The sequence below is a fragment of the Paenibacillus sp. MMS18-CY102 genome (genome assembly GCF_009789195.1).
In the GTDB taxonomy this organism is placed as follows: domain Bacteria; phylum Bacillota; class Bacilli; order Paenibacillales; family Paenibacillaceae; genus Paenibacillus_T.
In genome coordinates this window covers 1-24,392 of the sequence record NZ_WSTC01000053.1, presented here as the reverse complement: position 1 = coordinate 24,392, position 24,392 = coordinate 1, and the positions used below count along the sequence as shown (strand labels likewise).

Below are 24,392 nucleotides of genomic sequence, written 5' to 3'. Positions count from 1 at the left end.
CATCCCGTCATATCCGAATGTTTCCGTCCATAAAGCTACTCCGATGCTATTGCTATGCTTTACACTCGTCAGTTCGCCAAATGCATCTGTCATTTTAACCTGCTTCGTGCCAAATGGAGTAGCAACCGTACTTTTGTTCGCATTGTTACTGGTTTCATACGTATACGATACCGTGCCCATCTCCGGATAATTGACGGACTGTAACCGGCTCAGATTATCGTAAGTATACGTTACTGCTTTGTTGTCGGGATAAAGCAGCGAAGTCATTCGATCATAGCTGTCGTAGCCCACCGTGTACGTTTTTCCTGCGACAATCTGCTTAGTCTGCCTACCCCATTGGTCATATTCATACGATTGGCTTTCGTTCTCGCTCGTAGATATTCTCGTTGGCAGTCTTGTAGCAGGATCATACACCTGTTCTTTCCAGTAAATCTCCACCCCTGATGCCACTTTGACACTTTCCCTTTGCACTTCATTATAAGGGGTATAGGTGAACGTATGCGTTTGCCCTTTCTTGTCAATGCTCTGGCTCAGCAAGCCGTTGGGATTATAGCTGCTGTATTCCGAAAGCCCCTCTGCATTGCTCTTTTGAATTAGCTGGCCGATTTCGTTAAATACATTGGTCGTTTTCGTTGAAGCATTAACTTTAACTGACGTCACTTGACCGGCACTGTTATACACGTAATTATACTTCTGGCCAAGGTTATCTTTGACGTGAACCAGGTGGCCTTCCGCGTCATACGCATAGCTCGTCGTTTGCGATTTGCCATTGCCCGAAATGTTCGCAGAAGCCAAGTATCCGAAAGGCGTGTACGCATAGGCCGTAACCCTCATTTTCGTCGGGCTCTTATCTTCGACTCGAATCGTACGGCCTGATTTATCATTATACGTCCATGTTTCTTTTCCATCAGGCTCTACAGTCTTAACCGTCTGTTGCATATTGGTTTCGGAACCATTTGCCGTATAGGCAAAGTTGCTGTAATAAAAGAATGTTTTCTGTCCCAATGGGTTTGTTGCTTCGCTTATTTCCCCGTTTTCGCCATACAGATAAGACGTTTTCTGCGTAATGTCGTTATAAGGCAATGCTGCCTTTAATAATAGGCCGCTGCTGTCCGTCTCGTTTTTTAGAATAATTTTGCTTTCGGTCCCTACTGTCCGGATTTGCTTATCAATCTCGCCATATGGCGTATATTGGGACGTAATCCGTTCACCGTCGGGCATGGTCATCTCAATCGTACGATTTGCATCGTTATAAGCGTAGCTGGTCATTCGCGGAGAAGCCGTCGTCACTCCAGGTACGAATGTATCAGTAAGAATCCGGTTTTTATAGTCATACGTATATTCTGCTTTACTATTATCCGGGTAAGTGACACGAATCACCCGGTCTAACGCATCATATGTGTATTGCACGGCAACCGTAGACTTATTTTGCCCGCTGCCGAGCTTGACGTTATACGTTTCCTTCGTAACGTTCATCTGCTTGGCATCGTACTCCAAGGTCATTTCTTTCACTGTAGCATTCGTCGCATACTGCGCCCCCGTACTGGTTTCAACGATGCGTGTCGGAAGCCTGCTGGCCGTATAGGATGAATAGTCCGTCGTAACCGTATCCTGAAGCACTTGATTGACATTGTTCGGATCTCGATAGCTGCTAACTTTAGTCATTTTATTAATAGTGCCGTCTGCATTATAGACATAGCTTGCTTCGACAATCGATAGTCCGTCGCTAGCCGTTTGTTTCTCATAACTTAAGCTTCGGTACGGTCCTGCATATTGGCGCTCGACTTTATTGCCAAGTTCATCTTCTTGGTAGATCAAGCCACCATACTGGTCAAGCTCTGACTTCGCCAACGTGCTGTAATTCCCAAGGTTGCTTGGCAATGTCCGCGAATTCCCACTACGCAAGAACGCTTTAATCGAAGCTGGCGTCGTATCCCCAGATGCCCCGTCCCCGAACATCTTCGTTAGATAAGGCTGTGTTTTCCCCTCATCGTATTGATAGCTTACCGTCAGCTTCGGCGCATAAGCATAATTAAATCCGTTCGCAGAGAAGCCCAGTCCATTCGTTAATGGCAACGTTTCACTCGTCTGGGAGTCTAACTGGAACTGTCCCAGCTTCGTTGCAGTATATGAATAGCTTGTTTTCGTCTTGTAATCCCCATAATAATACGTTAAGGAATTGCTTATCTTATCGCCGGATCGGTAAGCCCCTGCCTTCTCTAAGCGATGAATCGGCAAATATTTTTTATAAGGCTCCTCGGTAATGCGTTGTTTAGGCCTAAACCATACTTCGTCGTACTTATCAGGGTTATCTCTCGTTACGCTCAATTGCAACGTCTTAGTTGCTGCATCGCTGTTCTTATAGCTATAGAAAACATTCACGACCGGCAAGTAGCCCGAATACTTGAGCAAGAATGTGTCCAAATAAAGCCGAACCGTGCCGCGGCGCGCATTTCGCTCTTTAAAGGAAGGATACGTCCTCCAATTTTTATCATAGGAAGCGTACTGAACCGTCGTTGTAAATCCGGTATCATCCGTTACTTCTTTGAGCAATAAGGCTAACGTTTCGCCGCCCGAGTGCCAGTCTACATATTGCGACTCGATGCCGGACCCGTCGCTATCCGTCTCTTCCAATACGACACTGTCAGTGCTGCTGTTATAAGGCATTACCCAGTCGTCTTCCAAATCAAAATCGACGACCGTCTTCGCCGATGGCTCATAATACGTGTACGTTTTCAGCGTTTTATTGTTCAGCGCATCGCTGACAGACGACAGCCGGTAATACGTAATGGTATAGTACGTACCCTCGCCATACGCCCGCCCGTTCAAAACGATCGGCTCACCACTGCCTACATACTCGGTGTTATAAGCAATTCGTTTGATTAACGTACCGTTATCGGTGACGGAAATTCCCGTGATGCGATTGTTTGCATCTCCTCGTTCGATGACGATTTTCCGATTTAACGAATCGGTGATCGTCACGTCGTCGTAGATCGGATCGTCCCCGTAGTCATAGGTTACTTTATCGCCAAATGCATTCGATTTCTCAATCAACCGTCCATAGTTATTAAAGACATATTTAATTTTGCCATTGTTCAGGTACAATTGGTCTTCTCTTCTTTGCTTCTCGCTATTGTATACTGACAGTTCCATCCTCACATCTTCATACGGATGGCTAATCGACTTATTCGGCATGGAGGTGAAGAATTTGTAAGTCGTTCCATCCTCAAGCGTAAAGGAAGCGATATCGCCGGAACTCCCTGCACTGCCCGTTGTATACAGCACCGTCCCCACAGGGGGAGCATACGGATATTGAGCATCAATACGCGTGTCCAAGCTCAGATTGCTTCTTGTTGACATCGTAGGAAGGTTCAGCGACCAACCGCTCGCAATAAAGTTAATGTCCGAACTCGACCCCACATTGGTAATCATATTAACCAGATTATCGCGAATTTGGCCAATATCATCTTTACTGCAAGGTGTTGAAACCATCCCTTCGCAGCCATAGTAAGGGTCCCATGTGTAGGAGTTGTTCGAATCATAGCTGCGCACGAAGGAGAGGTCCAACCCTTCTCGGCCCGGCAAGTAAATGTCAACATCGCGCTGATGAAACGCTCTCAGGTTGGGATCGACATCCCCTTCGACATCACGCTTATAGGTAAACGTCGCATCCTTTATCGAGTATGCCAAATTGCTTGCCCCTGCCCCAGCGGCCATTAGGCTGTTTGTACGCGCAGTTAAACCACTTGATTTGCCATAGACCGAATCGGGCACTGACGGCGATGATAGATCCTCCCCATACACACCCTCCGTTACCGTAAAGCCTTCCTCGGTATTGTATTGAACCACCAGTGGCGTAAGGCTTTGCAACTGGCCAATCTGGGCATCGCCCATTTCGTCTACCCATGCACGAACTTGTTTATCATCCAAATCCAATACGATCTGAATAGCAGATTGATCAAGCAAATGCGTTAGCTCTGGATAATAGTACGCCGCAGCCATTAACATCGTTGGCGTGAACGCTTGCTTCATTAAAGCGACTTGTGTTGCATCGAAATGCCCATAGTGATAAATGACGGACTCATCCTGCACCGCATTTGGAGTGCTGGCAGGCGCTTCTGCTTCACTCAAGCCAGCACTGGAACTGCCCTGTGCTTCAGCTTTATTCGCTGCAGGCGGTGAAACAGATGTTGCGAGTAAACATAATATGAGTAACATGAACAATATTTTTCTCATTTGTACCCTCTTCTCTTGATTCATGTTTTCTACAAAATCGAAACTCTTTATTAATTCGAAGCAATATCTACATCTTTCGTATTGCTTCCAGCTACAACAAACACCTTGCTCAAATTGGCATTCGGTATTTTGGCCAGAGGAATCTTAAGCTCTAAGATGGCACTAACGCCAAATGCCTTCCCTGCCGCTCCCGTATCTATAAAACTCCTGCTTGAACTGAAGCCATTATTCTCCGCCGAACCGGTCCATGTCCATTGCCATGCTCCGTTCTTATATTCATGTACAGTTGTATCGTTCAATCCCCAACTTGCAATCTCATAATAAGCATTGAGCGATGCGAGACTCGTTCCGAATCTTGTTAATGCAGTAGTCCCACTTGTGGCTCCCAAATAAACAAAATAATTATCGTCGTTATATCCATGTGGAAGCAGCGTATCGTAGTTTTGCAATCTTCCCAGTTCGATCATGATATACAAATTAGTGCTATCGCTTTCCATATACACGCTTCGGATATCTCTCTCTGGTTGCTTAAGTGTAGTATCTAAAAAATCATCATAACCATCTTCGATCTTCCTCGTTCTTGTTGTCCATTCGACAGGGTTCCCATCGGTAATTAATTGAGTATGTGAAATATCCTTCACTTTTTTCTTCAAGTTCCCGTTCAGGTCATATTCCAAAATCAGTTTTTCACCCGTAGTGTTGTTGAATATTTCCTTTAAAAGACTATTGCTATACACGTAACTCACACCGATACCATTGTTAACAACGCTTACATTATTGTTGAAAATATACCATGGTCCCCATGTCGTGCTGTTTAATACCCTCACGGCAAAACTCCATGTCCCATTGGCTAGCGCAACAGAGTGAGTAGAAGATGAACTGCTTACGATCCCTGAATCATACGCTTGCCAGAGATTGTTTTTCATCCCGATAATTTGATATTTGAGTTGCGGGTTCTCGCTGTGGGTTTGCCATGACAAGTTGACGATATTATTCACCTTGCTTATGCTTCCAGTACTAACTATAGGAGCTGAAGTTGAATAATTAATCGTCATTGTAGATGCGAGTCCATTAAATGTAGCTTCATCTATTTGATCATTCGCATATCTATAGATCCCGAAATTTAGCTGGCCATTACTATTGTTTACAGCTAATTGCGTCATGCTTTTGAGGTCGAATATCAGCCTTTGCCCGCGATAAGTCAATCTCACAACAGGGCTTGCTTGATCTGTCGTGTACGCAGGTCTTGTATTGTACGTTGTTGATATAGTCCAACCACTTGTAAGTCTGTAACCGACAAGGTCTATATATCCCCCAACAGAATTGTACGGATAAAAGTTATAATTATAGCTGGCATACCCTAAGTCCAGAGAACTACTAATGATTTGGCTACCTGCCGGAATTGCCGAAATATTATATTTAAATAGGCTTATTTTTTCATTGTAATAACCGTAGTAACTCATCCCTTGTACTTTCATGGTTGACTGGTAAGGGTATGATGTATTGGGATATGCTTTATCCACATACATCGCATTCTCCATACTAATCGTCGTCGTAGGATCAATAACGATAGGATAAACCAGCCCTTTATTGTCCCACTTCACATCCACAATGATCTTATTCCCACTTTTTCTTTTCGTTAATGTGACATCTCTCTTTGCCCCGGTCTTGTCCTGTAGCCACGCTGGCATTAATACGAGTTCACCAGCAGTCAGATTATTGGCAAGAGCCCCTACAACCTCGAACGAGAAAGAATCAGGCGCCGCGTCGCTATTCAAATAAATATTTTCCTTAATTCCACTGCTCGTTGTGATCAATTCCACATCGGTTTGTTTCCATACATCTTTATACAAAACTTTGTCTTTCGTTGTTAGATCCAGCTTCCCTTTGCTCGCTTTAGCGCCTACTGGAATAAACGTTAACTCATCATCGCCATAGCCAATCCGATACCCTGTATTGAAATTCTTTGGCACTTGAATTTCATAGGGAACTTCTAGAGCGCGGAAGTATTCGCTTTCTGGATTCTTTGCACTTGTTTTATCCTTATTGCCCTTCATTCGTTTCGCATTTGTTTTTGACATCGGCGCTTTGTTCACATCAATGGCAGCTCCGTCTAAAAGTTCCGTATTAATATTTCTTAGGCTGCCACGATTATCTTCATAGTGAATATCAGTCGAAGAACTAATGTACTGGACCGTTCCATCTGATAGCAAAAACTGTTTGCTGTTTCGTGTCCGCTTTTCTCCAAGCTCCCTTACTACTTTCTTCCCTTTCTTCTCTAGCGAAGAGTTCACCGATTTTTCATTGATTATCCCTGGAGCCTCGGGTACAACGATCTCTTCTGCCCTATTATTTATCGCACTGCCCTCAGCTTGTTGGCTTGCCATCGCTACGTAATCAACGTTCCAAAGCATACTAATAGAAACTACTAATACAAACAAACTTCTAAGCTTCCTGAATTTCACGTTTATGCTCCTCTCAAATAAATAAAACCCCGGTCTTTTTTCTGTGAGATGACTAAGTAGATCGTCACGTTTCACGGAATAAAGTACCGGGGTTGTTTTGTAAACCGATTGGTATCAAAATGCATCGCCCTTAAGTTTAGTTAATAAAATTTTTATAAAATGTAAGTAATCTGGAGTGACTCTATCTCCCCTTTCTTTTAGCTTTGTTTAAAACGACCCTGTCTCAAGCCCGCATTTTCAACTCCATGAGCACACATCTTCAAATATTGATTACCTACCATTTAATGTATCATCATATTCAATTTTACAGAAAGTGAATAAAATTGATTTTTTAATATTTATCTGATTATGGCATCAATCAGTTCTTATTTTTAGAGTAAGAGTTACTCATTTGACGAAGTTTAGTTAACCAACTTGGAGAGTAGGCGTAGCTTGATGGAAAGCCTTCATAATCTGCATAAGATTTATCATAATTCAGAAATGGAAGCAAAGGAGGCTTTATTAATTCCAAGGAATGTAAATGGATTTTTTTAAAGTATTCTATGCAATGTATACATTTAAAAATATCTTGGCCATATGATGCGTAACAATATAAGTTCAACTCTTCGTTGCAATTTGGGCAAAATTCAGCATATTTACGCGCATATGCATTCAATATTTTCATTTCATTCACCCCAAACTATGCTTCTAACATTTACTTTGATTATTACCGACCGATTCAATAGGCACTGGATGAAAGAGAATAAATCTTCAACCTTTTATCACTTATTAATTTAGGTACGACTCCAATTCTTTAACTGCATCATCAGGTAAAAATGGCATTATGAAATCATAAAAAATATCATTCTCTTGAACTTCAATCCCATTGACAAATATACAGTTATCATCGCCCCACATGGATACATTGAACAACTTGCCGTTTTTCTTGCTTTCAAGCACATAATACAATCGGGCATTTATGCGAGATTCATGCTTTACTGGCATTAAGGCAATGTTGTTTAGTTGATTAAACGAATTAAAGTGTTCTTCCAAGTCACTGCCGTTAATGACAATCTTCTCAACGCTACTAGATTTAATTAAATGATCAACACTCCAAGGATAACGAGTAAGAATGTGCGGGTTCACATAATAAATTGATAAACTTACATCATCGATGTTTTCATTTTGAATTAGTTCAGATAAATCAAACGTTACTTTTTTTGAGCGCGTATTTATCTCATTACAACTGCTTATAAAGGTCACTGCAAGCACCACGATAATAATAATTCCTAGATTGATGTATTTTTTAGAAGTCATTTCGATTCCCCCTCTTTTTAACACATAAAACCCCGGCCTCTTCTGTGATAAATGACGCAATAGCTCGCCACATTTCACGGAATAAAGTCCGGGGTTGTTTTGTAAACCGATTGGTTTCAAAATGCATCGCCCTTAGGTTTGTAAGGTTAGGATGAACTAATTTCATTGTATACTTCTTCTAAAAAACAGTACAATTAATCCTATATATTGCGGCAATGAAGATAACAAAGAAAGAGGTCCCTTAATGACAAATCGCACATTAAACCCTAAGGTTAATGAATTTTTAGGCAAAGCCAAACGATGGAAGGAAGAATTCGAAAAGTTAAGGGCGATCGTTCTTGACTGTGAGCTGACTGAGGAGTTTAAGTGGATGCATCCTTGTTACACTTTTGAAAATAAAAACATCGTGCTGATCCATGGATTTAAAGAATACTGTGCGCTTCTGTTCCACAAAGGCTCCTTATTAAAAGACCCTAACGGCATTCTCATCCAACAAACAGAAAATGTCCAGGCCGCGCGCCAGATTCGGTTCACCAATGTTCAGGAAATCGTTGAGATGGAGTCCATCCTGAAAGCGTACATTCATGAAGCTGTTGAAGTGGAGATAGCCGGTTTGGAAGTGGATTTTAAAAAGAATGAAGACTACAGCATGCCTGAAGAACTGCAACATAAATTTGATGAGAGCCCCGCGTTGAAATCGGCTTTTGAGGCATTGACGCCTGGGCGGCAACGCGCGTACCTTCTTCATTTTGCTCAACCTAAGCAATCCAAAACACGCGTGGCTAGGGTTGAAAAGTATGCGCAGCAGATTCTCGATGGTAAAGGATTGAATGATTGAGCTTCGGTGAAGTTCCCTATACTTAACATATTAAGCCACTCAGAAGAGTGGCTTTTCAAAACAATAGTCAATCATTTATTGATTCTACAAACGCAATGGCTTCATAAACATACTCAACAATTTCTTCGATTGAGGTTGTTTCTCTTACATATAGTTTATGCCATTCTCCATCTTGTACCTCGACGACCATAAGTTTAAATCCGCCCCTAATAAAATTAAACTCAGGGTACCATCCAAGATCAATAACATACTTCTCTTGGTGGTAGCGTACTTGAAGGATATCTTCCTTAAACGACAATCTTTGTTCGATATACGGAATGGAAGAGTCAAAGTCAAAATCGTTTAAAACGACCTCGCCTGATTTAAAATCAAATTCATATTTCATTCTTCTCTCTTCCTTATTACTGCTATAAGGTTTATATTCTGATTTTAGTCGATATATACAATTTCATCTACAAATTGTTCGACAATCGAATCGCTCTGAACAGGAATGATCAAAATGCTTTTGTTTTGCTTTAAAATCGAGCTACAAAGCTTCAGCCTAGCCCTAATTATTCCTTTCATGTCGTCTTCAAGCCACGGAAAACAAAAGATTCGTTTTCCATAAGCTAACCCTATTGCCGTTGAAGCATTCCAACGTTCATTGCTTATATAGTTTATCTCTCGCTCTAGACGGGACGCAGATAAACCAAACAATGTAATCAATTGTTCCGTTGAATAATTGCCTGGTGGAGCATTTTCAAGCTGCTCTCGAATCGTCTTTTGCTTTTTCATGCCTAATCGCGATGCGAAACTACTTTTGCCGTCTTCCCCTACATACCACCCTATTGGTTGAAATACATGAGCTTCGTTTATCTTATTGTTAATCAAAATATTGCCACTTTTGGTCTGCACTTTACCGGATAACAAATAAGATAACGCCCCGCCTCCCCTACCCTGTTCACCTACAATGGCGTAAGTCTTACCCTGCGTAAAGACATGTGAGAATAACCGTAGCTGTTCTTTAACGGGTTTAAAATGCATCCGTTTGGGCTTGCATGAGAGCGATACATGTTGTAATTCAATAGTTTCTACTTCATTTATCATGCCTAAATCCAGCCCCTATCAATTGAACTGGCCCTTCTCAAGCAATAGGATTCCCGCTAGCATCGGCGATTTCCTTCAAGTCTCCCCTTCACAAACTCCCCAATACGTGCAATCGCCTGCTGCGCTTCGGGCAGCAGGTAAGCCAATGCCTGAAAAACACTCCACATATTCTCCCAAACTTCGAGCTCCACCGGGACACCTGCGAGCTTAGCTCGCTCCGCCAGCCGCAACGAATCGCTTAATAGCACCTCATGATCTCCGACTTGCAAGAATAAATTCGGCAAGCCATGCAGATTCAATCGAAGTGGCGACAGCAACGGGATATGTGGGGATTGGCCGCCAAGATAGTCGTCCAAAATCCGCTGATTGCCTTCCCAACTGCCTGTCGGATCTAGCGCTGCCCGGCTCGTATATGACTCCCCATCTAGATGGACAAGGTCGGTATGCGGTGAAAGCAGAAAGGCTCCCGCAGGCAGCTTCTCTCCCTGATCGCGCAGTGATAACAATGCCATTAACACTAGGCTGCCTCCGACGGAATCTCCACCAAGTACAATCTGGGATGGCGTGTACCCGTTCTCACATAGCCAACGATACGCATATAAGCAATCATCATTTGCAGCAGGGTATGGAAACTCCGGCGCAAGGCGATAGTTTACGATCAATACACTTGCTCCGCTAGCTTTCGCAATTCTTGCACCTAAATCTCGATAAAATGCACTAGAACCCGCAATAAACCCGCCGCCATGAAAATAAAGGATCGTACGGTGGTTATGCGGCCGCAGCTGCTCCGGTTGCTGATCACTTGGCAATTCCGCTAATGGATCGGTTGGGATCACCCACTCCCCATCGATGTGGCCGATCGTGACTGGTTGGATCGTTACATCGGTATGTTGGGGCATTCGAGCCGCCGCCTCATCCATTTCCCGCCGGATTTGCTCGACTGGCTTGCTAGCGTAATTGCCTGATTGCCGAAGAAATTGCTTAATTGCCTCCAATTGTTCGACACTCGTTCTGTCCATATATTTCCTCCTACAAGTTTGAATACCGTTATTCTAAAGCCTGTAGGCAGGTACAAGGTCAACTACGATTCCATGTGCAAAATGTTGAGCGTCGATTGCACCTCAGGATGCTTATCGTTAGCCAACAAATTTTGCTTCAGCCCCTTCAACACTTCCAGCGTCTGTTCTTTCCTTGAAATTTCGGAATGGATGGCATCCATTTTCTTATCAATAACGGTTATAAAATCCTCGATGCTGATCGAAGCGTTCACGGATGCCGCCAGCGCCTTCTTGATTTCTTTTAGCGTGAATCCGCATGATTTGGCATTCTGAATAAATGTTAACCGGTGAAGCACATCCTCCGCATATAGGCGGTATCCCGAATCGGAACGCTGAGGCGGCACGATTAGCCCCAGGTTCTCATAATAACGCAGCGTTTCCGTATTCACATTTGCCAATCTAGCGATTTCCCCCCGCAAATAGCCGGCCATTTCCCGTCTCCTTCCCGATGCATAACTACAACCTATTTTACCAAATGTTGAAGCATTGCACCCGCAGTGCAGGAAATTCTGCCCTATTCCCACTCTAGCTCACCAACCGCCCCTTTAGAGCAGATTTCCTGTCCGCATAACAAAAAAAACCTTGCGGATAAAAACACCGCAAGGTTTGCCTACATTATTACAACAAGGCTGCCCATAGGCAGCCTTGTCATCCGTTCCTGTTTACTCCAAGCCATGCTCTTCCCGAATCTTGTACAAGCCTTGCAGCAGCACATCGGATGGATCCCGGTTCAGCAACAGCTGCGTGAACAACAGGTGCAGCGGGAATGCGCATACGTTATTGCCGTCTGTGATTGCAGGGAAGCCAGTTTCAAAGACTGGACCGTATTCTTCATTCATCGCTAAGCCCGCATGAACCTCTTCAGGAGCAAATTCTTCCTTCACTACACTGATGCAGTGTGGAATGAGCACCTGGTCGATGAGCGTTTTCGCTTCTTCTTCCGTTCCTGGCGGATCTGGAAGCGGCCTGCCGCCTTCTGCCTTCATCATTTCGAAGTAGAAGGACGCCATCCAATCCGACGGATCTTCGTTAGCCTGGAACCGTGTAAGAAGTTCACGCAGGAAGAAACCGCATACATATCCATTGTTAGAACTATCCTGTACTTGGTAAATGAAGATCGGGCCATAATTGTCATGGTGCAGAACTTGCCCTTCGACTTGATCGAAGTTCGTTTTCAATGCTACTTGGCCGTTATGAAGAACGCCCTTAATTAGTTCTTCCCATTTACGCTGTGTTTCGGCATCGTCTAGGTTGCCGGGTATTTCATTCGTCGTCTCGTTGGTCATCGTTTAATTCACCCTAGTCCATCATATCATTCGACGGTTTGTGCAGTCTAGTCCGACATCACAATCTCGGTTGCCAAAGTTTTTACATTTCGCTCAATGGTGCCTTAAACCAACAAGAAAAACGTAACGTTAGGCAATCAGCCGTCACGTTACGTTTCTCTTTTTTTCACTTATTTAACCATTGACGGCCATTATTTCTTCACATGCACACCGCTTAGGCTCCCGCCCTCGGCAAAAAATCGCTCGATATTCTTCTCAACCGTTTGATCTGGAATGAGTGGCGGCGCTTGATGCGGCTTTACGCGCGCGTCAATCACCACATTATCGCAAGCCCAATGCTTGAATTCGTAGAAGCTGTTCACGCCATAAATATCATGCGACGGATTGCTGCGCGTGAAGGCTGCCCATAGGAAATTGTTCGTCGTCGCACTCATAAACTCGCTGTCATCGCACAAAATAATTAGCGGCGCCGAATCAAGCGCCCCTTGCGCATTGATCGCTTCGCATAAGCCGTCGATTTCCTGCTGCGCTTGCGCATAGCTGGAGAAGGCAGAGCCTTGAATTGCCACGATGCCCGGCATGACGAGCCTTGCTCCCCCAAACCCTGAAGGCAAATCGTATAGCTGCACTGGCACCTCACGGCACAATTCCCGCTTCTTCTCCCCCACGGCTGCAAAGATCACTTTACTGCCCGTATTGAGCCCCGTACCCGAATAATCCAGCGTATCAATCGTCGTATTCGTGTAGAAATGAATGTCCCGCTTCAAATCCATTCGCTCCAGAATATACGCCAGAAACCCTTCAACATCATGCGTATCTAATGGCTGGTTTTCCTCAGCTGTCATGAACAAGTACTTGGCTAAGCTAAGTTGGCCCGTTCCGAGAATGCGGTTCGCAATGGTCAATATCTCTGCCGGCTGCTTCACCTGCTGGTAAGGGGTGTAGCGCTCGCTGCCGATGGCGAATAACAACGGATGGACGCCTGCTGCATCGACCGCATGCACCTCTTTGACTCCCGGAATTTCTTGCTTAATCGCATCACCAGTCAGCTCATGGATAAGCGCACCGAACGCTGTATCCTCCTGCGGCGGACGCCCAACGACAGTGAATGGGAAAATCGCATTCGGCCGAGCATACACCTTGTGCACACGCATGACTGGAAACGGATGCGTCAGGCTGTAATAGCCCAAGTGATCGCCGAATGGCCCTTCCGGCTTCGTCTCGCCCTGATGAATTTCGCCCGTAATGACAAAATCAGCATCGTTGCTAATGCAGAAGCCATCGGCATAGCTATAGCGGAACCGCCGTCCCGAGAGCAAGCCCGCGAACGTCAGCTCGCTCATGCCTTCCGGCAACGGCATAACGGCCGACAGCGTATGCGCAGGAGGGCCCCCTGCAAAAATGCTTACCTTCAGCGGCTCACCCTTCCGATTCGCCCGGTCCTGATGGATGCCGATGCCGCGATGGATCTGGTAATGGATGCCGACTTCCTTATCCATCTCATAATCATTGCCGCTTAGCTGAACGCGGTACATGCCGAGATTCGAATTCATAATGCCCGGCTTGTCCGGGTCCTCGGAGTAAACCTGCGGCAGCGTCACGAAAGCGCCGCCGTCCCCTTGCCAGTGCTTGATTAAAGGCAGGTCTGAGATGTTAACTTCTTGCATCTCCGCAGGCTTGGCACTCTGCTTCATCGGCAACGCATGCCGAGCCGCAAGGCCCGTGCGCACATGCTTAAACGGATTTTTCATCGCCTTAACGGGATCGTTGCGCAGAGCAATTACGTCTTGAACCGAATCCCATGTTTGCCGAAAAATAAACTTGCTGCGCTCCACCGTTCCGAACAGGTTGGATACCGCGCGGAATTTCGAGCCTTTCACATTCTCGAACAAAAGGGCAGGGCCGCCTGCCTGGAACACCTTCAAGTGAAGTGCCGCCATCTCCAGATGGGGATCAACTTCCTCGCGAATGCGAACGAGATGCCCGTGCTTTTCCAAATCATTGACACACTCTTCTAAATTGCGGTAGATCATCTGCGTACTCCTATCCCAAGAAGCTTAATGAATATATGTTGTGCTTTGAACACTGCTATGTATCATTATAGCCTCAACTGAAGGCCGAGCCTATTCATTATGGTGTTATTTTTTCGGCCGTTTAGCATCAAATAAAAAACACGCCTTCAGTTGGCGTGCTCTTTCATCTTATTAATGACGTCCTCCCAATGCTGCTTCATCGCTTCGCGAGTATGCGCATTGTCCAAGTTTTCCTGATGAAAACTGACCGTCGTCCCTGTCTTAGCCGGAATCAAACGAATCTGCAGCGTGGAATCATGCTCCCATTTCGGCAGCTTCCATTTCAGGCGCAGTTGCTGGTTTTCCTTGATGACTCGGAATTGGCCCGATATCCCCTCCCGATCGCCGAAGTTCTCGCCTTGCTGAAATGCAGGAGGCTGAACGTCTCCTAGCCACAGCGCTAATCCCTCCGTAGAAATTAGAAACGCCCATGCCTCCTCGGCAGACATTGGCAGTGTCCGGCGTACGCCAATTTGGTATCCCGCAGCAGCCGTCAGGCCGACAGTTTGCGGTGTAGCTTCATTTCTTTTCGATTCCATCATTAATCACTCCATTTTGTCCAATTGTTTGTCTGTGTGCCTGTCAGCGTTCCTCCTGCAAGCTTCCTCTCTTGTAATATTCGTGCAGGGATTGGACATTCCTGCCCAGCAGCTAGAAAATGGCATCCGATGGGAATGCTTCTTCACATCGATTAGACCACTTTCTTATATCGCATAAGCGTGTAGTTTTCCCTTCGCTTTACTTCAACGACTTTATACTTTTTGACAAAAGCAAGATCATGATAGCCCTCGCCATCCGCAAGCGTAATATTGTCAGCACCGCCGATAATGATCGGCAGCTGCATAAGGATGATTTCATCTACGAGGCCCTGATTAAATACATGCCAATTCAGAAAACCGCCGCCTTCAACCATTTCGTCCGTCCATCATCGGACAGCACATTGCTGTTCATATCTATTTCCATCGTTGCCGGCGGTACAATCCGAATTGGATTTTTATCGTCCTCATAACGGTTCGTTAGGAACGGATTATTGTTATGAATCGTATTTTTGCCTACCATAATGCCCTGCACATAGCCACGGAATTGATGACTGAATGCCATATCTTCATTAGAAAATAGCGAAAATAGCTGTTTGCTAGAGCTGCCTGCGCCAAGCGTTAACTTTCCGTCGATCGAAACTTGGCGTATGAACTTAAATTACTGGCGGCCGTTGGCATTCATTTAAAATATAGCCTAAATAATAAAAACGACCATCACGATGAAGTGATGGCCGTCTACATCAATAAATCAACTCGTCCTCAATAACTCTCAACCAAGCTCCTGCATTGCAGCTGTTGCTCTACCTGCTCCTTCGTGAGCATCTGCGATAACGAGGCTTTCGCAAGCGTAACCGGCTTAACTTCTCCCGCGGACAAATGGAAGTAGTTATCGCTGAACACCCCGTCTGCTTCGCTCAACTCCAACTCAATGAACATAGCGAACGCGCTTGCGCACAGCTGAATCTCGAACGCATCGCCATGCTCTTCGACATGGCAGCTAAGCGTCGCCGACAGTAGCTCGAAGTGCTTCGCTGGCACAAAAATCGTTGCGTTCGAGCTGGCTGCTTCCCCATCGATATGGAACGCGTATGCCAAATAATGCGTACGCTTCTTCTCCAGCGTATCGAGGTGTTCCGCCAAATCAAGCGTAACGAACGCAGCTGATGACAGCGCCTTCGCATGCACGTTCACTTCTCCGCTCGTTATGATCGCCGAATACCGATCCCGAAGCGACCAGATGAGTGTGCCATCCACGCTGCCCAATTGCTCATTGCTGACGTAAAGCGTTGCCGACGTGCCTTCTTCGAATGCGGAGACGAGCACAGGCGCGAAGAACCGCTTAGCCGCATAATGGAGCGCTTTCCATCTGCCGTAATAATCGATGCTCGCCCATGACGCTACCGGCCAAGAATCGTTCAATTGCCAGTACGTTGCACCCATGCAGCGCCCGCGATTGCGGCGCCAATGCTCGACGCCATAGCGTACGCCTTCCGCTTGGATAAGCTGGGATACGTACGGGAATTGCTCGAAGCTGCTTGGGAACTTAAAATATTGTGAGACGTAATGCACCATCGGTGCCAGGCCATCCGGGTGCTTCTGATGATCCTCCATCACATAAGAGAAAATATTGTGGTCCTCCGGAAGCGTAAACGTCTCGATCGTCTTCATGCTCGGGAACGATTGCAGCCCGAACTCGGACATGAATCGTGGATACCGGTTACGGAAATCCGTGAACGGCTTGCGCCCATGCCAAATGCTCCAATCATGCATATCGCCGAAATTCTCGCTGTTCGGTTGGTCGAAGCTGCCCATTGACGATGGCGAAGCAAGCCAGTAGAACGTATTCGGGTCGATCTGCTTCGCGATTTCCGGTAACACGGTCTCGAACTGCTTAATATAATCGGACTTAAGCTTCAAGCTCTGGTTCAGGTTCCAGTCCACCCACGCCCATTCCATCTCATTGTTGCCGCACCACATGCCCAGTGACGCATGGTGGCGAATCCGCTTCATATTTTGAATCGTTTCCTCAGTAATGTTGGCTTTGAATGATTCAGTGAAATCATAGACCGCGCAAGCGTACATGAGGTCCTGCCAGACAATTAGCCCGTATTCATCACAGAGATCGTAAAAATCATCATCCGCATAATAACCGCCGCCCCATACCCGGATACAGTTAAAATTCGCTGCAACGCAGTCTTGGATTAGGCGCTCTGTCCTGCCACGGTTGCCCCGTGCGATAATGTTGTCCTCCGGGATATAATTGCCGCCCATCGCGAATATATCGTAGCCATTCACGCAGAACGAAAACGAACGTCCCCATTGGTCATCCTGCTGCGTCACCGTAATGGTTCGCAGCCCGATCCGCATCTCCCTGCGGTCAATTTCTGCCCCGTTCCTATCCTTCACGGCAACTTCGAGCGTGTACAACGGCTGCTCACCGAAGCCATTAGGCCACCAGATTTCAGGGAAATGAACCGTCAGCGGGACATGCTCCGTTGCGCTTGTCGCCGTAATCTGTTCATGGAACGAATCGCCATTGGGCGCACGAAGCGTGAGTGCTACAGCAAGCGGCTCACCTGACCAATTATCCAATCCAATGCGGACATCGAGCTGGACCAGATCCTCTTGATGTTGTTGGGTAACATACACCTCATCCAGACGGGCGATCGACATGCCAACAATTGAAACCGCGCGCCATATGCCCATATCTGGGAGCGCAGGCCCCCAATCCCAGCCGAACATGTAATGTGCTTTACGAAGATGGGGGAAGCCCTCTACGCCGTTCGCCCCCCAGACCGGATTCGCTTCTTGCTTCTCCCGAATGAATCGCAAAGGCGAACGGAATACGATACGCAGCTCGTTCACTCCGCGCAGCAGCTTGCCTTTCACATCAAACTCGTAGGTTCGATGCATATTTTCAACATGTGCAATTGCCTGGCCGTTCAATTCAATTTCTGCAAGCGTATCCAATCCTTCAAACCGCAGCAGGACGCGGTCATGGCTCAGCAGCGCCTCATCAAGCTCGAACGTCCGCCTATATTCATAATCAAACTCCGACAGCTTGATGGCATCAAGATCGTTAGCCCGATAATAAGGGTCGTCCATCAAGCCCGCGTTCAGCAAATCAGAATATACCGAGCCCGGCACGGTAGCCTCGATCCATTCGGCATCCTCCAGTTTCCGCATCTGCCAACGCCCGCACAAGTCCAAGATTACCATCTCTATTTCCCCACTTCGCTATTGTGTCATTTTATGATTTATAAACCCCATTTTATCGGCATTCTCCCGTTAATACTTGTATTTTCGAAACATGAATTGTGTGGTATTTTAACATTATCAATTCTAATTCGAGAGGTAGCTCCCTTATGGAAATGTTAAAATATACGGCCGAAGCCCATCTTGGTCCCGGTGTCGAATCCCATTTCTTCACCATCAGTTCCCTCGCTTATGCTTCACCGCTCCACACCCATGATTTCTTCGAGCTGTTTCTCATAACAAGCGGCTCAGCCATCCATCTCGTGAACGGCAAACAAGAGCCATTAACGGAAGGCATGCTTGTGTTCATAAGGCCAGATGATTGCCATGCCTATGCCTATGACGGCGATTCAGACTGCTCCTTTATTAACATCTGTTTTACGCAAAATGGCATGGCTGCCGCCTTCGAATTTCTCGGTGAACCATTCGGCTATAATCGGCTGCTTCAGCCCGGCTCTCCTCCCATGGCGCATATGCCCTTATTGGAAAAAGAAGAAATGGTTAATCGGCTGGACCGCATCCGGGCCATGGCCGTAGATGGCAAGGCGCAGGAGATGCAGCTGCGAGGGCTTCTCACAGACTTGCTCGTGCGGCATTTCTGGAGCCATCAGGCAGCGCCAGAAGAGCGAATGCCGGATTGGCTGGAATCGCTGCTCATTCAGATGCAACGGGAAGAGCATTTTACCGCGGGGCTGCCTCGCCTATATGAGCTAGCCGGCCGCAGTGCCGGCCATATTAACCGCGTGTTCAAGGAATGGATGCATACGACGCCCATTTCCTACATCAATCAGCTAAAGCTTGGCTATACCAAAGACTTGCTTGTGGCGTCCCAGCTCAGCATAACCGATATCGCGTTTACAGCAGGCTTTAACAATCTGAGCCACTTTCACCATTTGTTCAAGCGAGCCTTCCATATGACGCCGCTCGATTATCGCAAAATTCGCATGGCAGCAGGAAAACCGTGATTCATCGCGCAAAAAATGAGGGTGTCCCCGAAGCATAGGCTTGGGGACACCCTTCTCTATTTGCAACACAATAGAACCGTTTGTTGGCATATTGTAACGGACCGAGCAGCCCTTATTTGCTCACAATCAGCCGTATTTATATTCTAACGGACTGAGCAGCCGCTATTTGGCGCATTTCGCCCTCACGGTGCAACAAAATAGCGAAATAACGGCCGTGGAGTCCGTTACGATTAGCAACAGGCGCTTTTGGAAGGTAATAGCGGCGCTGGAGTCCGTTAGAAAATAGGTGCCCCTTAAGCAGAACTGCTTAAGGGGCACCCGCTTACTCTCAGCCTGCCAGCAGCTTGCCTAACCTTGCGGCATTTGCGCTTCCGTACTAACCTGCCACTTTATGCCGAATTTGTCATCCACGTCCGTGATCAATTAGGTTCGTAGTACGGATATTCGATCGTGAGCGAAGTCGTACGGGCAACTTCCTGGCCGAGCAGCCTCGCCACCATATGAAAGGATAGGTCAATTCCAGCGGAAACGCCAGCCGAGGTAAAAATATCCCCATTGTCCACGAACCGCACATTCTGCACAACTTCCGTGCTTGGATAGCCCTCCGCTAAATAATCCATTGCAAAAGCGTTTGTCGTTGCCTGCTTATTCACTAACAATCCCGCTTCCGCAAGCATGATGGCACCTGAACAAATGGATGCAACCCAACTGCCGCAGCGGTGCTGGCTTACAATCCATTGCAGCAATTCGGCGTTGTTTTTGCCCGACTTGACCGCATTCAGCGGTCCCCCCGGAATGATGGTGATATCGAATGCGGGATGGTCATGAAAGCTGTAATCCGGTTGTATTTTCAAACCATTGTGTGCCGTTACAAGCTGTCCATCCTGCGAGACCGTCTTCACGCAAAATGGCTTATCTTCTGCCGCTATGCGATTCATCAGCAGCAGCGGCACCTGAGCCGCTTCCCAAACCGTAAGGGAGAACACCTCATATGGCCCCGAATAATCCAACACGTCCACATGGTCAAACAATAAAATGCCTACCTGCCATTGCTTGTTTCTTTCATTGCCCATCCCAGCGTTCCTCTTATCCTTCATTTCATAGCCCCCTCAACAACTAGTCAGAGACCATTCGGTCTCTATCAATCAAAAAAATTACTGCTTTACGCAGCAATTCAAATAATGCTTCAGCTGGTTCAAATATCGCGAGACGTAGCTATTGTCATTGTACAGCTTGCCCATCATAATGTTGCCTTCAAAAGCCGACGTGAGAAAAATCGCGACCTCCCTCACATCCAGATCCGCCCGGAACTCCTTCGTTTGCATGCCAGCTTCGAGAATGGATTCGACAAAAGCTAACCATTCATCCATCACCTCGCGCGCTCTTCGATTTAAAGCCGAATGCGTATCATCCGTATCGATTGCAGTGTTAAGCAGCGGGCATCCCCCTTGCAAGGGCGGCGCTTCTGCAACATTATGGTAAACCGATAATACGGAGAGCAGCTTATCTTCTGCCGATTCCTTCCCGGCCACCGCAGCACGATAGGTGTTTCGCAGCACCTCAACAGCATGGCCAAACGCTTCAAGCGCAAGCTCATCCTTGTTTCTGAAATGCCGGTAAATGCCGCCTTTCTTCAGCCCCGTCGCATCCATAATATCAGACATTGAAGAACCAGAATAACCCTGCTCGTTAAATAACACGGCAGACTTCGCTATGATCATGCTTCTCGTATTTTGTCCGCTTCGCATGCGCACATTCCTCCTAACGAACGAGAGACCGTTCGGTCTCTCGTTGTATATTACTGGATACCTTACCATCCGTCAAGGCTAAGGTTAGCGCCCAGGGCACTCAGCCCCGCTTCACCTCCTCGATGATTGCCCGAACGCCTTCCTCGATCTGGTCCAGCCTCGCCCTTGATATGCTAATGCGCAAAAACTTCTCGCGCTCTAAGTAATCAGTCAGATAACAGCCTTTGCTTAATTCGACGATAATTCCCCGCTTCTCCAGCCGCTTCGCCAATTGCTCCAGATTGACGGCCTGCGGCAGCTTAAACTGGACATAAATGCCTGAGCCCGTACCAGCTAGCGTAATGGTTCCCGCTTGGTTATGCCGCTCCACTGCATCCTGCAACGCGCGCATCCGCAAAGCGTACTGGCTGTAAATTTTGCGCTTATGCCGCTCGTACATGCCGTTCTTAATATAGATCTCTAGTGCCGCTTGGGACAATAAAGACGTGTCCGCATATCTTTTGTACGAACGGAATGTCTCTAGCAATTGCTCCGGCAGAACGGCCGCTCCGATTCGAAGCCCTGGGAATATGATCTTCGAGAAGCTTTTGAGATACACGATATGTGACGTTCGGTTATAAGCATAGATCGGTTCGAAGCCCTGTTCCTCGCCTAAATCCGCCATATAATCATCCTCGACGACATAGACGTTATGCTTGCTTGCTAACGCAGCAATTGCCTTCCGTTCCTCTACGCTAGTCGTTGTGCCCAGCGGGTTATGGTAGCGCGACATCGTGTAAAAAAATTTAATTCCGCCATGCTTGAACTGCTCCTCCAGCTCGCGAAGGTCAATCCCTGTCTCACGACGGGCAATTCCCCTTACCGGGATGCCCTCTGTCTCCAAAAAACGCAAATAGATTTTATAGCTCGGCTGTTCAACCAGAACGGCCTTATTTCCGTTTGGAAAAGGCATTTTGGCCAAAATCTCAAGCGCCTGCTGCGCACCTGATGTAACAACAATCCGTTCCGGCTTCGCAAAAACCTGATCGCCCGCTAGATGCGAAGACAGCGTCAGGCGCAGCTTATCCAGCCCAAGTGAATCCCCATAGGTAAACAAATTGTATTTATAGGTGTCGATCGCCTTATTTAAACAATGCTGAAAATCACGATAGGGAAAAACGTTCAAATCTGGCGAAGCCGAAGACAAGTCAATCTGGCCGCTCCCGTCATGATTAAATGATGCCCCAGGCCGCTCGACTGCGTAATAGCCGCTCTGTGCGATGGTGTAGATCGCGTGCCGTTTCTCAAGTTCCCCATATGCGCGAATGATCGTGCTTGTGCTGCAGCCGTAGGCCTTCGCGGCATTTCGAACGGATGGCAGCTTTTCGCCGGAACGGTAATGGCCGTCGTCGAGCTTCTGCTCCATATCCGAAAGTATCGCTGCATATTTTTTCATGCCCGCTCTCCCCTCCCTTTCCTTATTCATTATAAACGAAGGCTACGACTGTATCGATACAGTTGCAGCAAAAGGGTATAGTGAAAGATCACAATTCGCTCTACGATAGAACTAACGATTCGATAGAGTTTGGAGGAACGATGAATGAATAATCTGAATGATTTGTTTCGCGCCCGCATCGGCTACTCGGATCAAGGCGCATTAACGTTCGAGCGTTTGCCTGAAGTGCTCGCCTTGACGGCCGTCACGGTCCCTTTTGAAAACCTGTGCATCATGGACAACAACATTAACCCCGTTACGGAGGAGTATGTCGTTGACAAAATTCTGGTGAATCGCGAAGGCGGCTTATGTTACGAGATCAATACGCTGCTCTATCTGTTCTTGCTCCGCAATGGGCTAGATGTCGTGATGACACGCAGCGTTGTCTATGACCATGAGATAGGTGCGTATTACACGCATGGCCGCACGCATATAAGCATTTTGCTCAAGCATGAAGGCCAGTTGTACATTATTGATTCGGGGTTCGGTGGCAATCACCCGCTAGTGCCTGTCCCTCTAACTGGCGAGACGGTAGCTTCAGCGAACGGAGAGTTTCGGATACGGCGGGCGGAGCATGCGATAGGGAATTATGTGTTCGAGATGAAGCTTAAGCATAAGGATGAGGACTGGCGAACTGGCTATACCTTTGACTCGGAGCGCGCGATTACCGATCTCGTGGACAGCAATGAAATCCAACGAATTGTCGTGGAGCATCCCCTTTCTAAATTTAATAAGACGCCTGTTATTACAAGGCTGACGCCGGAGGGCAGCGTGACCTTAACGCAGAACTCACTTACTCGTTGGACAAATGGGCAATTAAGCAAAGAGCAGATCGAAGAGGAGCAGTTCGAAGAGCTGCGGAAGGTTTATTTTGGAAAATAGTTCACGCTACATCGAAAGGGGTATTGTACCTGAGCTTATCGTCGACTGAAATCATCATCCGTAACTTCTGCCATGAGGACATGGCAATGCTTAGCGAGCTATACGAATCGGTCAAAGCTGATGGGAACGCTGTTTTCTGGTGGGTAGGTGCCGAAAACAATTGGTGCAACGTGTATTGTGCGTTTGAGAATGGCCGAATGGTTGCGAAAGGGCAAGTCGAGATTATGAACACGGTCCCTCCCGACCGGCCCTCGGATAGCAAACATGCGATCTACCTCAATCTGAAAACCGTGCCTGAACGAGCTAATGACTCGCTGCTGCTGGAAGCTGTCTACCACCATCTCTACTTGAGGGCCTTAGAGTTGAAGAGAGCGTTGCCAAGCGAATATGGAACGAACTTGTGCGTAGGCAATGCAGCTTCTGAAACAGCCAACAATCATTTTTTTGTCCAAAAGGGTTATCGCCACCTCAACAGCTTGTTCAGCATGAAACGGGATTTAAACGAGCCTATCGCCGATCTAGCGCTGCACGAGAGCTTTCGGTTCTCCCACTGGATGATGGATACGCCAGAAGAGGAACGCGAATATCTCGAGCTGGATGCCGAGATCTGGACTTCTGCTCCGATTGGGATCGAGAAGCTTGCTAGACATAAGAATCAACCGCTATGGAAATCCATGATCGTTCGCCAAGGGGAAACGATTATCGCTGGGCTAATGGCCTGGGAAGAGGATGGCGAAGGAGAGATTGAGGACGTATTCGTGCGGGAGCCTTGGCGCAATCGCGGCTGTGCCAAATATTTGCTGACGCAAGCCTTGCATGATTTGAAGTCACATGGCCTGCCTTCCGCAAACCTAATGGTACTGACGGCCAACCATGCTGCTTTGTCCCTTTACGAAGGGGTCGGTTTTGGCGTCGTCAGCGAGGAAATTCGTTATTATATCGAGCTGGAATAGTTGGCTATGTGAAGAGGGGGCCCCCCCTCTTTTTGCTATGTTTTAGCGCTAACCCGCCCTATTCGGCGCCTGGTGCCGCTTTCCCGCCAATAGGGCAGGTTTTTCGAGGCCGCTGAAAAACCTTACACTTTTATCTCGCGAAACTGTAAAAAAGACATCTACCTCCTTTTTTTAGAGGCGGATGTCTTTTTTTAGATCCTAAATCGGTTTATTTACCACATTTTTTCAATCTGCCAGTT

At 46.9% G+C, this 24,392-nt stretch carries 18 protein-coding genes and 1 pseudogene; 4 read left to right on the top strand and 15 right to left on the bottom strand.

Annotation, left to right across the window (positions count from 1 at the left end):
- The 3 genes from GON22_RS24495 to GON22_RS24485 form a co-directional block, all read right to left on the bottom strand.
- A partial coding sequence (locus GON22_RS24495; RefSeq protein WP_160398701.1) for an RHS repeat protein occupies window positions 1–4,236 on the bottom strand: 4,236 nt, incomplete at its 3' end.
- 50 nt (window positions 4,237–4,286) lie between these two features.
- Window positions 4,287–6,701 (bottom strand): hypothetical protein, encoded by a 2,415-nt coding sequence (locus GON22_RS24490; RefSeq protein WP_160398700.1) that lies wholly within the window; start codon window positions 6,699–6,701, stop codon window positions 4,287–4,289.
- A gap of 768 nt (window positions 6,702–7,469) precedes the next feature.
- Window positions 7,470–8,117, bottom strand: a complete 648-nt coding sequence (locus tag GON22_RS24485) for a hypothetical protein (protein WP_160398699.1) — start codon at window positions 8,115–8,117, stop codon at window positions 7,470–7,472.
- A gap of 124 nt (window positions 8,118–8,241) precedes the next feature.
- Here GON22_RS24485 and GON22_RS24480 point away from each other — a divergent pair, with 124 nt between their 5' ends.
- Window positions 8,242–8,835, top strand: a complete 594-nt coding sequence (locus GON22_RS24480) for a YdeI/OmpD-associated family protein (protein ID WP_160398698.1) — start codon at window positions 8,242–8,244, stop codon at window positions 8,833–8,835.
- A gap of 67 nt (window positions 8,836–8,902) precedes the next feature.
- Here the strand turns inward: GON22_RS24480 and GON22_RS24475 are convergent, their stop codons facing one another.
- From GON22_RS24475 to GON22_RS24435, 9 genes and pseudogenes are all read right to left on the bottom strand, one after another.
- Window positions 8,903–9,220 (bottom strand): hypothetical protein, encoded by a 318-nt coding sequence (locus GON22_RS24475; protein WP_160398697.1) that lies wholly within the window; start codon window positions 9,218–9,220, stop codon window positions 8,903–8,905.
- Between the two features lie 44 nt (window positions 9,221–9,264).
- Window positions 9,265–9,921 carry a hypothetical protein gene (locus tag GON22_RS24470; RefSeq protein WP_160398696.1) on the bottom strand — a complete coding sequence of 219 codons (657 nt, stop codon included), beginning with the start codon at window positions 9,919–9,921 and terminating at the stop codon, window positions 9,265–9,267.
- Between the two features lie 56 nt (window positions 9,922–9,977).
- Window positions 9,978–10,940, bottom strand: a complete 963-nt coding sequence (locus GON22_RS24465) for an alpha/beta hydrolase (RefSeq protein WP_160398695.1) — start codon at window positions 10,938–10,940, stop codon at window positions 9,978–9,980.
- Between the two features lie 62 nt (window positions 10,941–11,002).
- Window positions 11,003–11,410, bottom strand: coding sequence for a MerR family transcriptional regulator (locus GON22_RS24460; protein WP_160398694.1), 408 nt, complete (start codon window positions 11,408–11,410; stop codon window positions 11,003–11,005).
- A 231-nt stretch (window positions 11,411–11,641) separates the two neighbouring features.
- A complete protein-coding gene (locus GON22_RS24455; RefSeq protein WP_160398693.1) occupies window positions 11,642–12,265 on the bottom strand; it encodes a hypothetical protein in 624 nt (207 codons plus the stop codon).
- A 191-nt stretch (window positions 12,266–12,456) separates the two neighbouring features.
- On the bottom strand, window positions 12,457–14,298 hold the full coding sequence (locus tag GON22_RS24450) for a UbiD family decarboxylase (protein ID WP_202113489.1): 1,842 nt from the start codon (window positions 14,296–14,298) through the stop codon (window positions 12,457–12,459).
- A 146-nt stretch (window positions 14,299–14,444) separates the two neighbouring features.
- On the bottom strand, window positions 14,445–14,876 hold the full coding sequence (locus tag GON22_RS24445) for an SRPBCC family protein (RefSeq protein ID WP_160398692.1): 432 nt from the start codon (window positions 14,874–14,876) through the stop codon (window positions 14,445–14,447).
- A gap of 152 nt (window positions 14,877–15,028) precedes the next feature.
- Window positions 15,029–15,510 (bottom strand): annotated as a pseudogene (locus tag GON22_RS24440) (dihydrofolate reductase family protein).
- Window positions 15,511–15,635: 125 nt separating this feature from the next.
- A complete protein-coding gene (locus GON22_RS24435) occupies window positions 15,636–18,095 on the bottom strand; it encodes a beta-mannosidase (RefSeq protein ID WP_160398691.1) in 2,460 nt (819 codons plus the stop codon).
- 146 nt (window positions 18,096–18,241) lie between these two features.
- On the opposite strand from GON22_RS24435, the gene GON22_RS24430 reads away from it, so the two are divergent.
- Complete coding sequence (locus GON22_RS24430) at window positions 18,242–19,096, top strand: helix-turn-helix domain-containing protein (RefSeq protein WP_160398690.1); 855 nt, start codon at window positions 18,242–18,244, stop codon at window positions 19,094–19,096.
- Window positions 19,097–19,515: 419 nt separating this feature from the next.
- Here GON22_RS24430 and GON22_RS24425 read toward each other — a convergent pair whose 3' ends face one another.
- From GON22_RS24425 to GON22_RS24415, 3 genes are all read right to left on the bottom strand, one after another.
- The gene (locus GON22_RS24425; RefSeq protein ID WP_237179334.1) at window positions 19,516–20,193 is read right to left on the bottom strand and encodes a DJ-1/PfpI family protein; all 678 of its coding nucleotides are present in this window, start codon (window positions 20,191–20,193) and stop codon (window positions 19,516–19,518) included.
- A 57-nt stretch (window positions 20,194–20,250) separates the two neighbouring features.
- Window positions 20,251–20,844, bottom strand: coding sequence for a TetR/AcrR family transcriptional regulator (locus GON22_RS24420; RefSeq protein WP_160398689.1), 594 nt, complete (start codon window positions 20,842–20,844; stop codon window positions 20,251–20,253).
- Window positions 20,845–20,944: 100 nt separating this feature from the next.
- Window positions 20,945–22,279: an aminotransferase-like domain-containing protein gene (locus GON22_RS24415; RefSeq protein WP_160398688.1), complete on the bottom strand. Its 1,335-nt coding sequence runs from the start codon at window positions 22,277–22,279 to the stop codon at window positions 20,945–20,947.
- Between the two features lie 144 nt (window positions 22,280–22,423).
- On the opposite strand from GON22_RS24415, the gene GON22_RS24410 reads away from it, so the two are divergent.
- Both GON22_RS24410 and GON22_RS24405 read left to right on the top strand, forming a co-directional pair.
- Window positions 22,424–23,200 carry an arylamine N-acetyltransferase family protein gene (locus GON22_RS24410; RefSeq protein WP_160398687.1) on the top strand — a complete coding sequence of 259 codons (777 nt, stop codon included), beginning with the start codon at window positions 22,424–22,426 and terminating at the stop codon, window positions 23,198–23,200.
- Between the two features lie 80 nt (window positions 23,201–23,280).
- Complete coding sequence (locus GON22_RS24405; RefSeq protein ID WP_160398686.1) at window positions 23,281–24,153, top strand: GNAT family N-acetyltransferase; 873 nt, start codon at window positions 23,281–23,283, stop codon at window positions 24,151–24,153.
- Window positions 24,154–24,392 lie beyond the last annotated feature (239 nt).

Bases quoted from the DNA above. Each gene is read 5' to 3' on its own strand.
- GON22_RS24480 (WP_160398698.1), top strand. From the start codon at position 8,242: ATGACAAATCGCACATTAAACCCTAAGGTTAATGAATTTTTAGGCAAA.
- GON22_RS24475 (WP_160398697.1), bottom strand. From the start codon at position 9,220: ATGAAATATGAATTTGATTTTAAATCAGGCGAGGTCGTTTTAAACGAT.
- GON22_RS24470 (WP_160398696.1), bottom strand. From the start codon at position 9,921: ATGATAAATGAAGTAGAAACTATTGAATTACAACATGTATCGCTCTCA.
- GON22_RS24465 (WP_160398695.1), bottom strand. From the start codon at position 10,940: ATGGACAGAACGAGTGTCGAACAATTGGAGGCAATTAAGCAATTTCTT.
- GON22_RS24460 (WP_160398694.1), bottom strand. From the start codon at position 11,410: ATGGCCGGCTATTTGCGGGGGGAAATCGCTAGATTGGCAAATGTGAAT.
- GON22_RS24455 (WP_160398693.1), bottom strand. From the start codon at position 12,265: ATGACCAACGAGACGACGAATGAAATACCCGGCAACCTAGACGATGCC.
- GON22_RS24450 (WP_202113489.1), bottom strand. From the start codon at position 14,298: ATGATCTACCGCAATTTAGAAGAGTGTGTCAATGATTTGGAAAAGCAC.
- GON22_RS24445 (WP_160398692.1), bottom strand. From the start codon at position 14,876: ATGGAATCGAAAAGAAATGAAGCTACACCGCAAACTGTCGGCCTGACG.
- GON22_RS24435 (WP_160398691.1), bottom strand. From the start codon at position 18,095: ATGGTAATCTTGGACTTGTGCGGGCGTTGGCAGATGCGGAAACTGGAG.
- GON22_RS24430 (WP_160398690.1), top strand. From the start codon at position 18,242: ATGGAAATGTTAAAATATACGGCCGAAGCCCATCTTGGTCCCGGTGTC.
- GON22_RS24425 (WP_237179334.1), bottom strand. From the start codon at position 20,193: ATGAAGGATAAGAGGAACGCTGGGATGGGCAATGAAAGAAACAAGCAA.
- GON22_RS24420 (WP_160398689.1), bottom strand. From the start codon at position 20,844: ATGCGAAGCGGACAAAATACGAGAAGCATGATCATAGCGAAGTCTGCC.
- GON22_RS24415 (WP_160398688.1), bottom strand. From the start codon at position 22,279: ATGAAAAAATATGCAGCGATACTTTCGGATATGGAGCAGAAGCTCGAC.
- GON22_RS24410 (WP_160398687.1), top strand. From the start codon at position 22,424: ATGAATAATCTGAATGATTTGTTTCGCGCCCGCATCGGCTACTCGGAT.
- GON22_RS24405 (WP_160398686.1), top strand. From the start codon at position 23,281: ATGGCAATGCTTAGCGAGCTATACGAATCGGTCAAAGCTGATGGGAAC.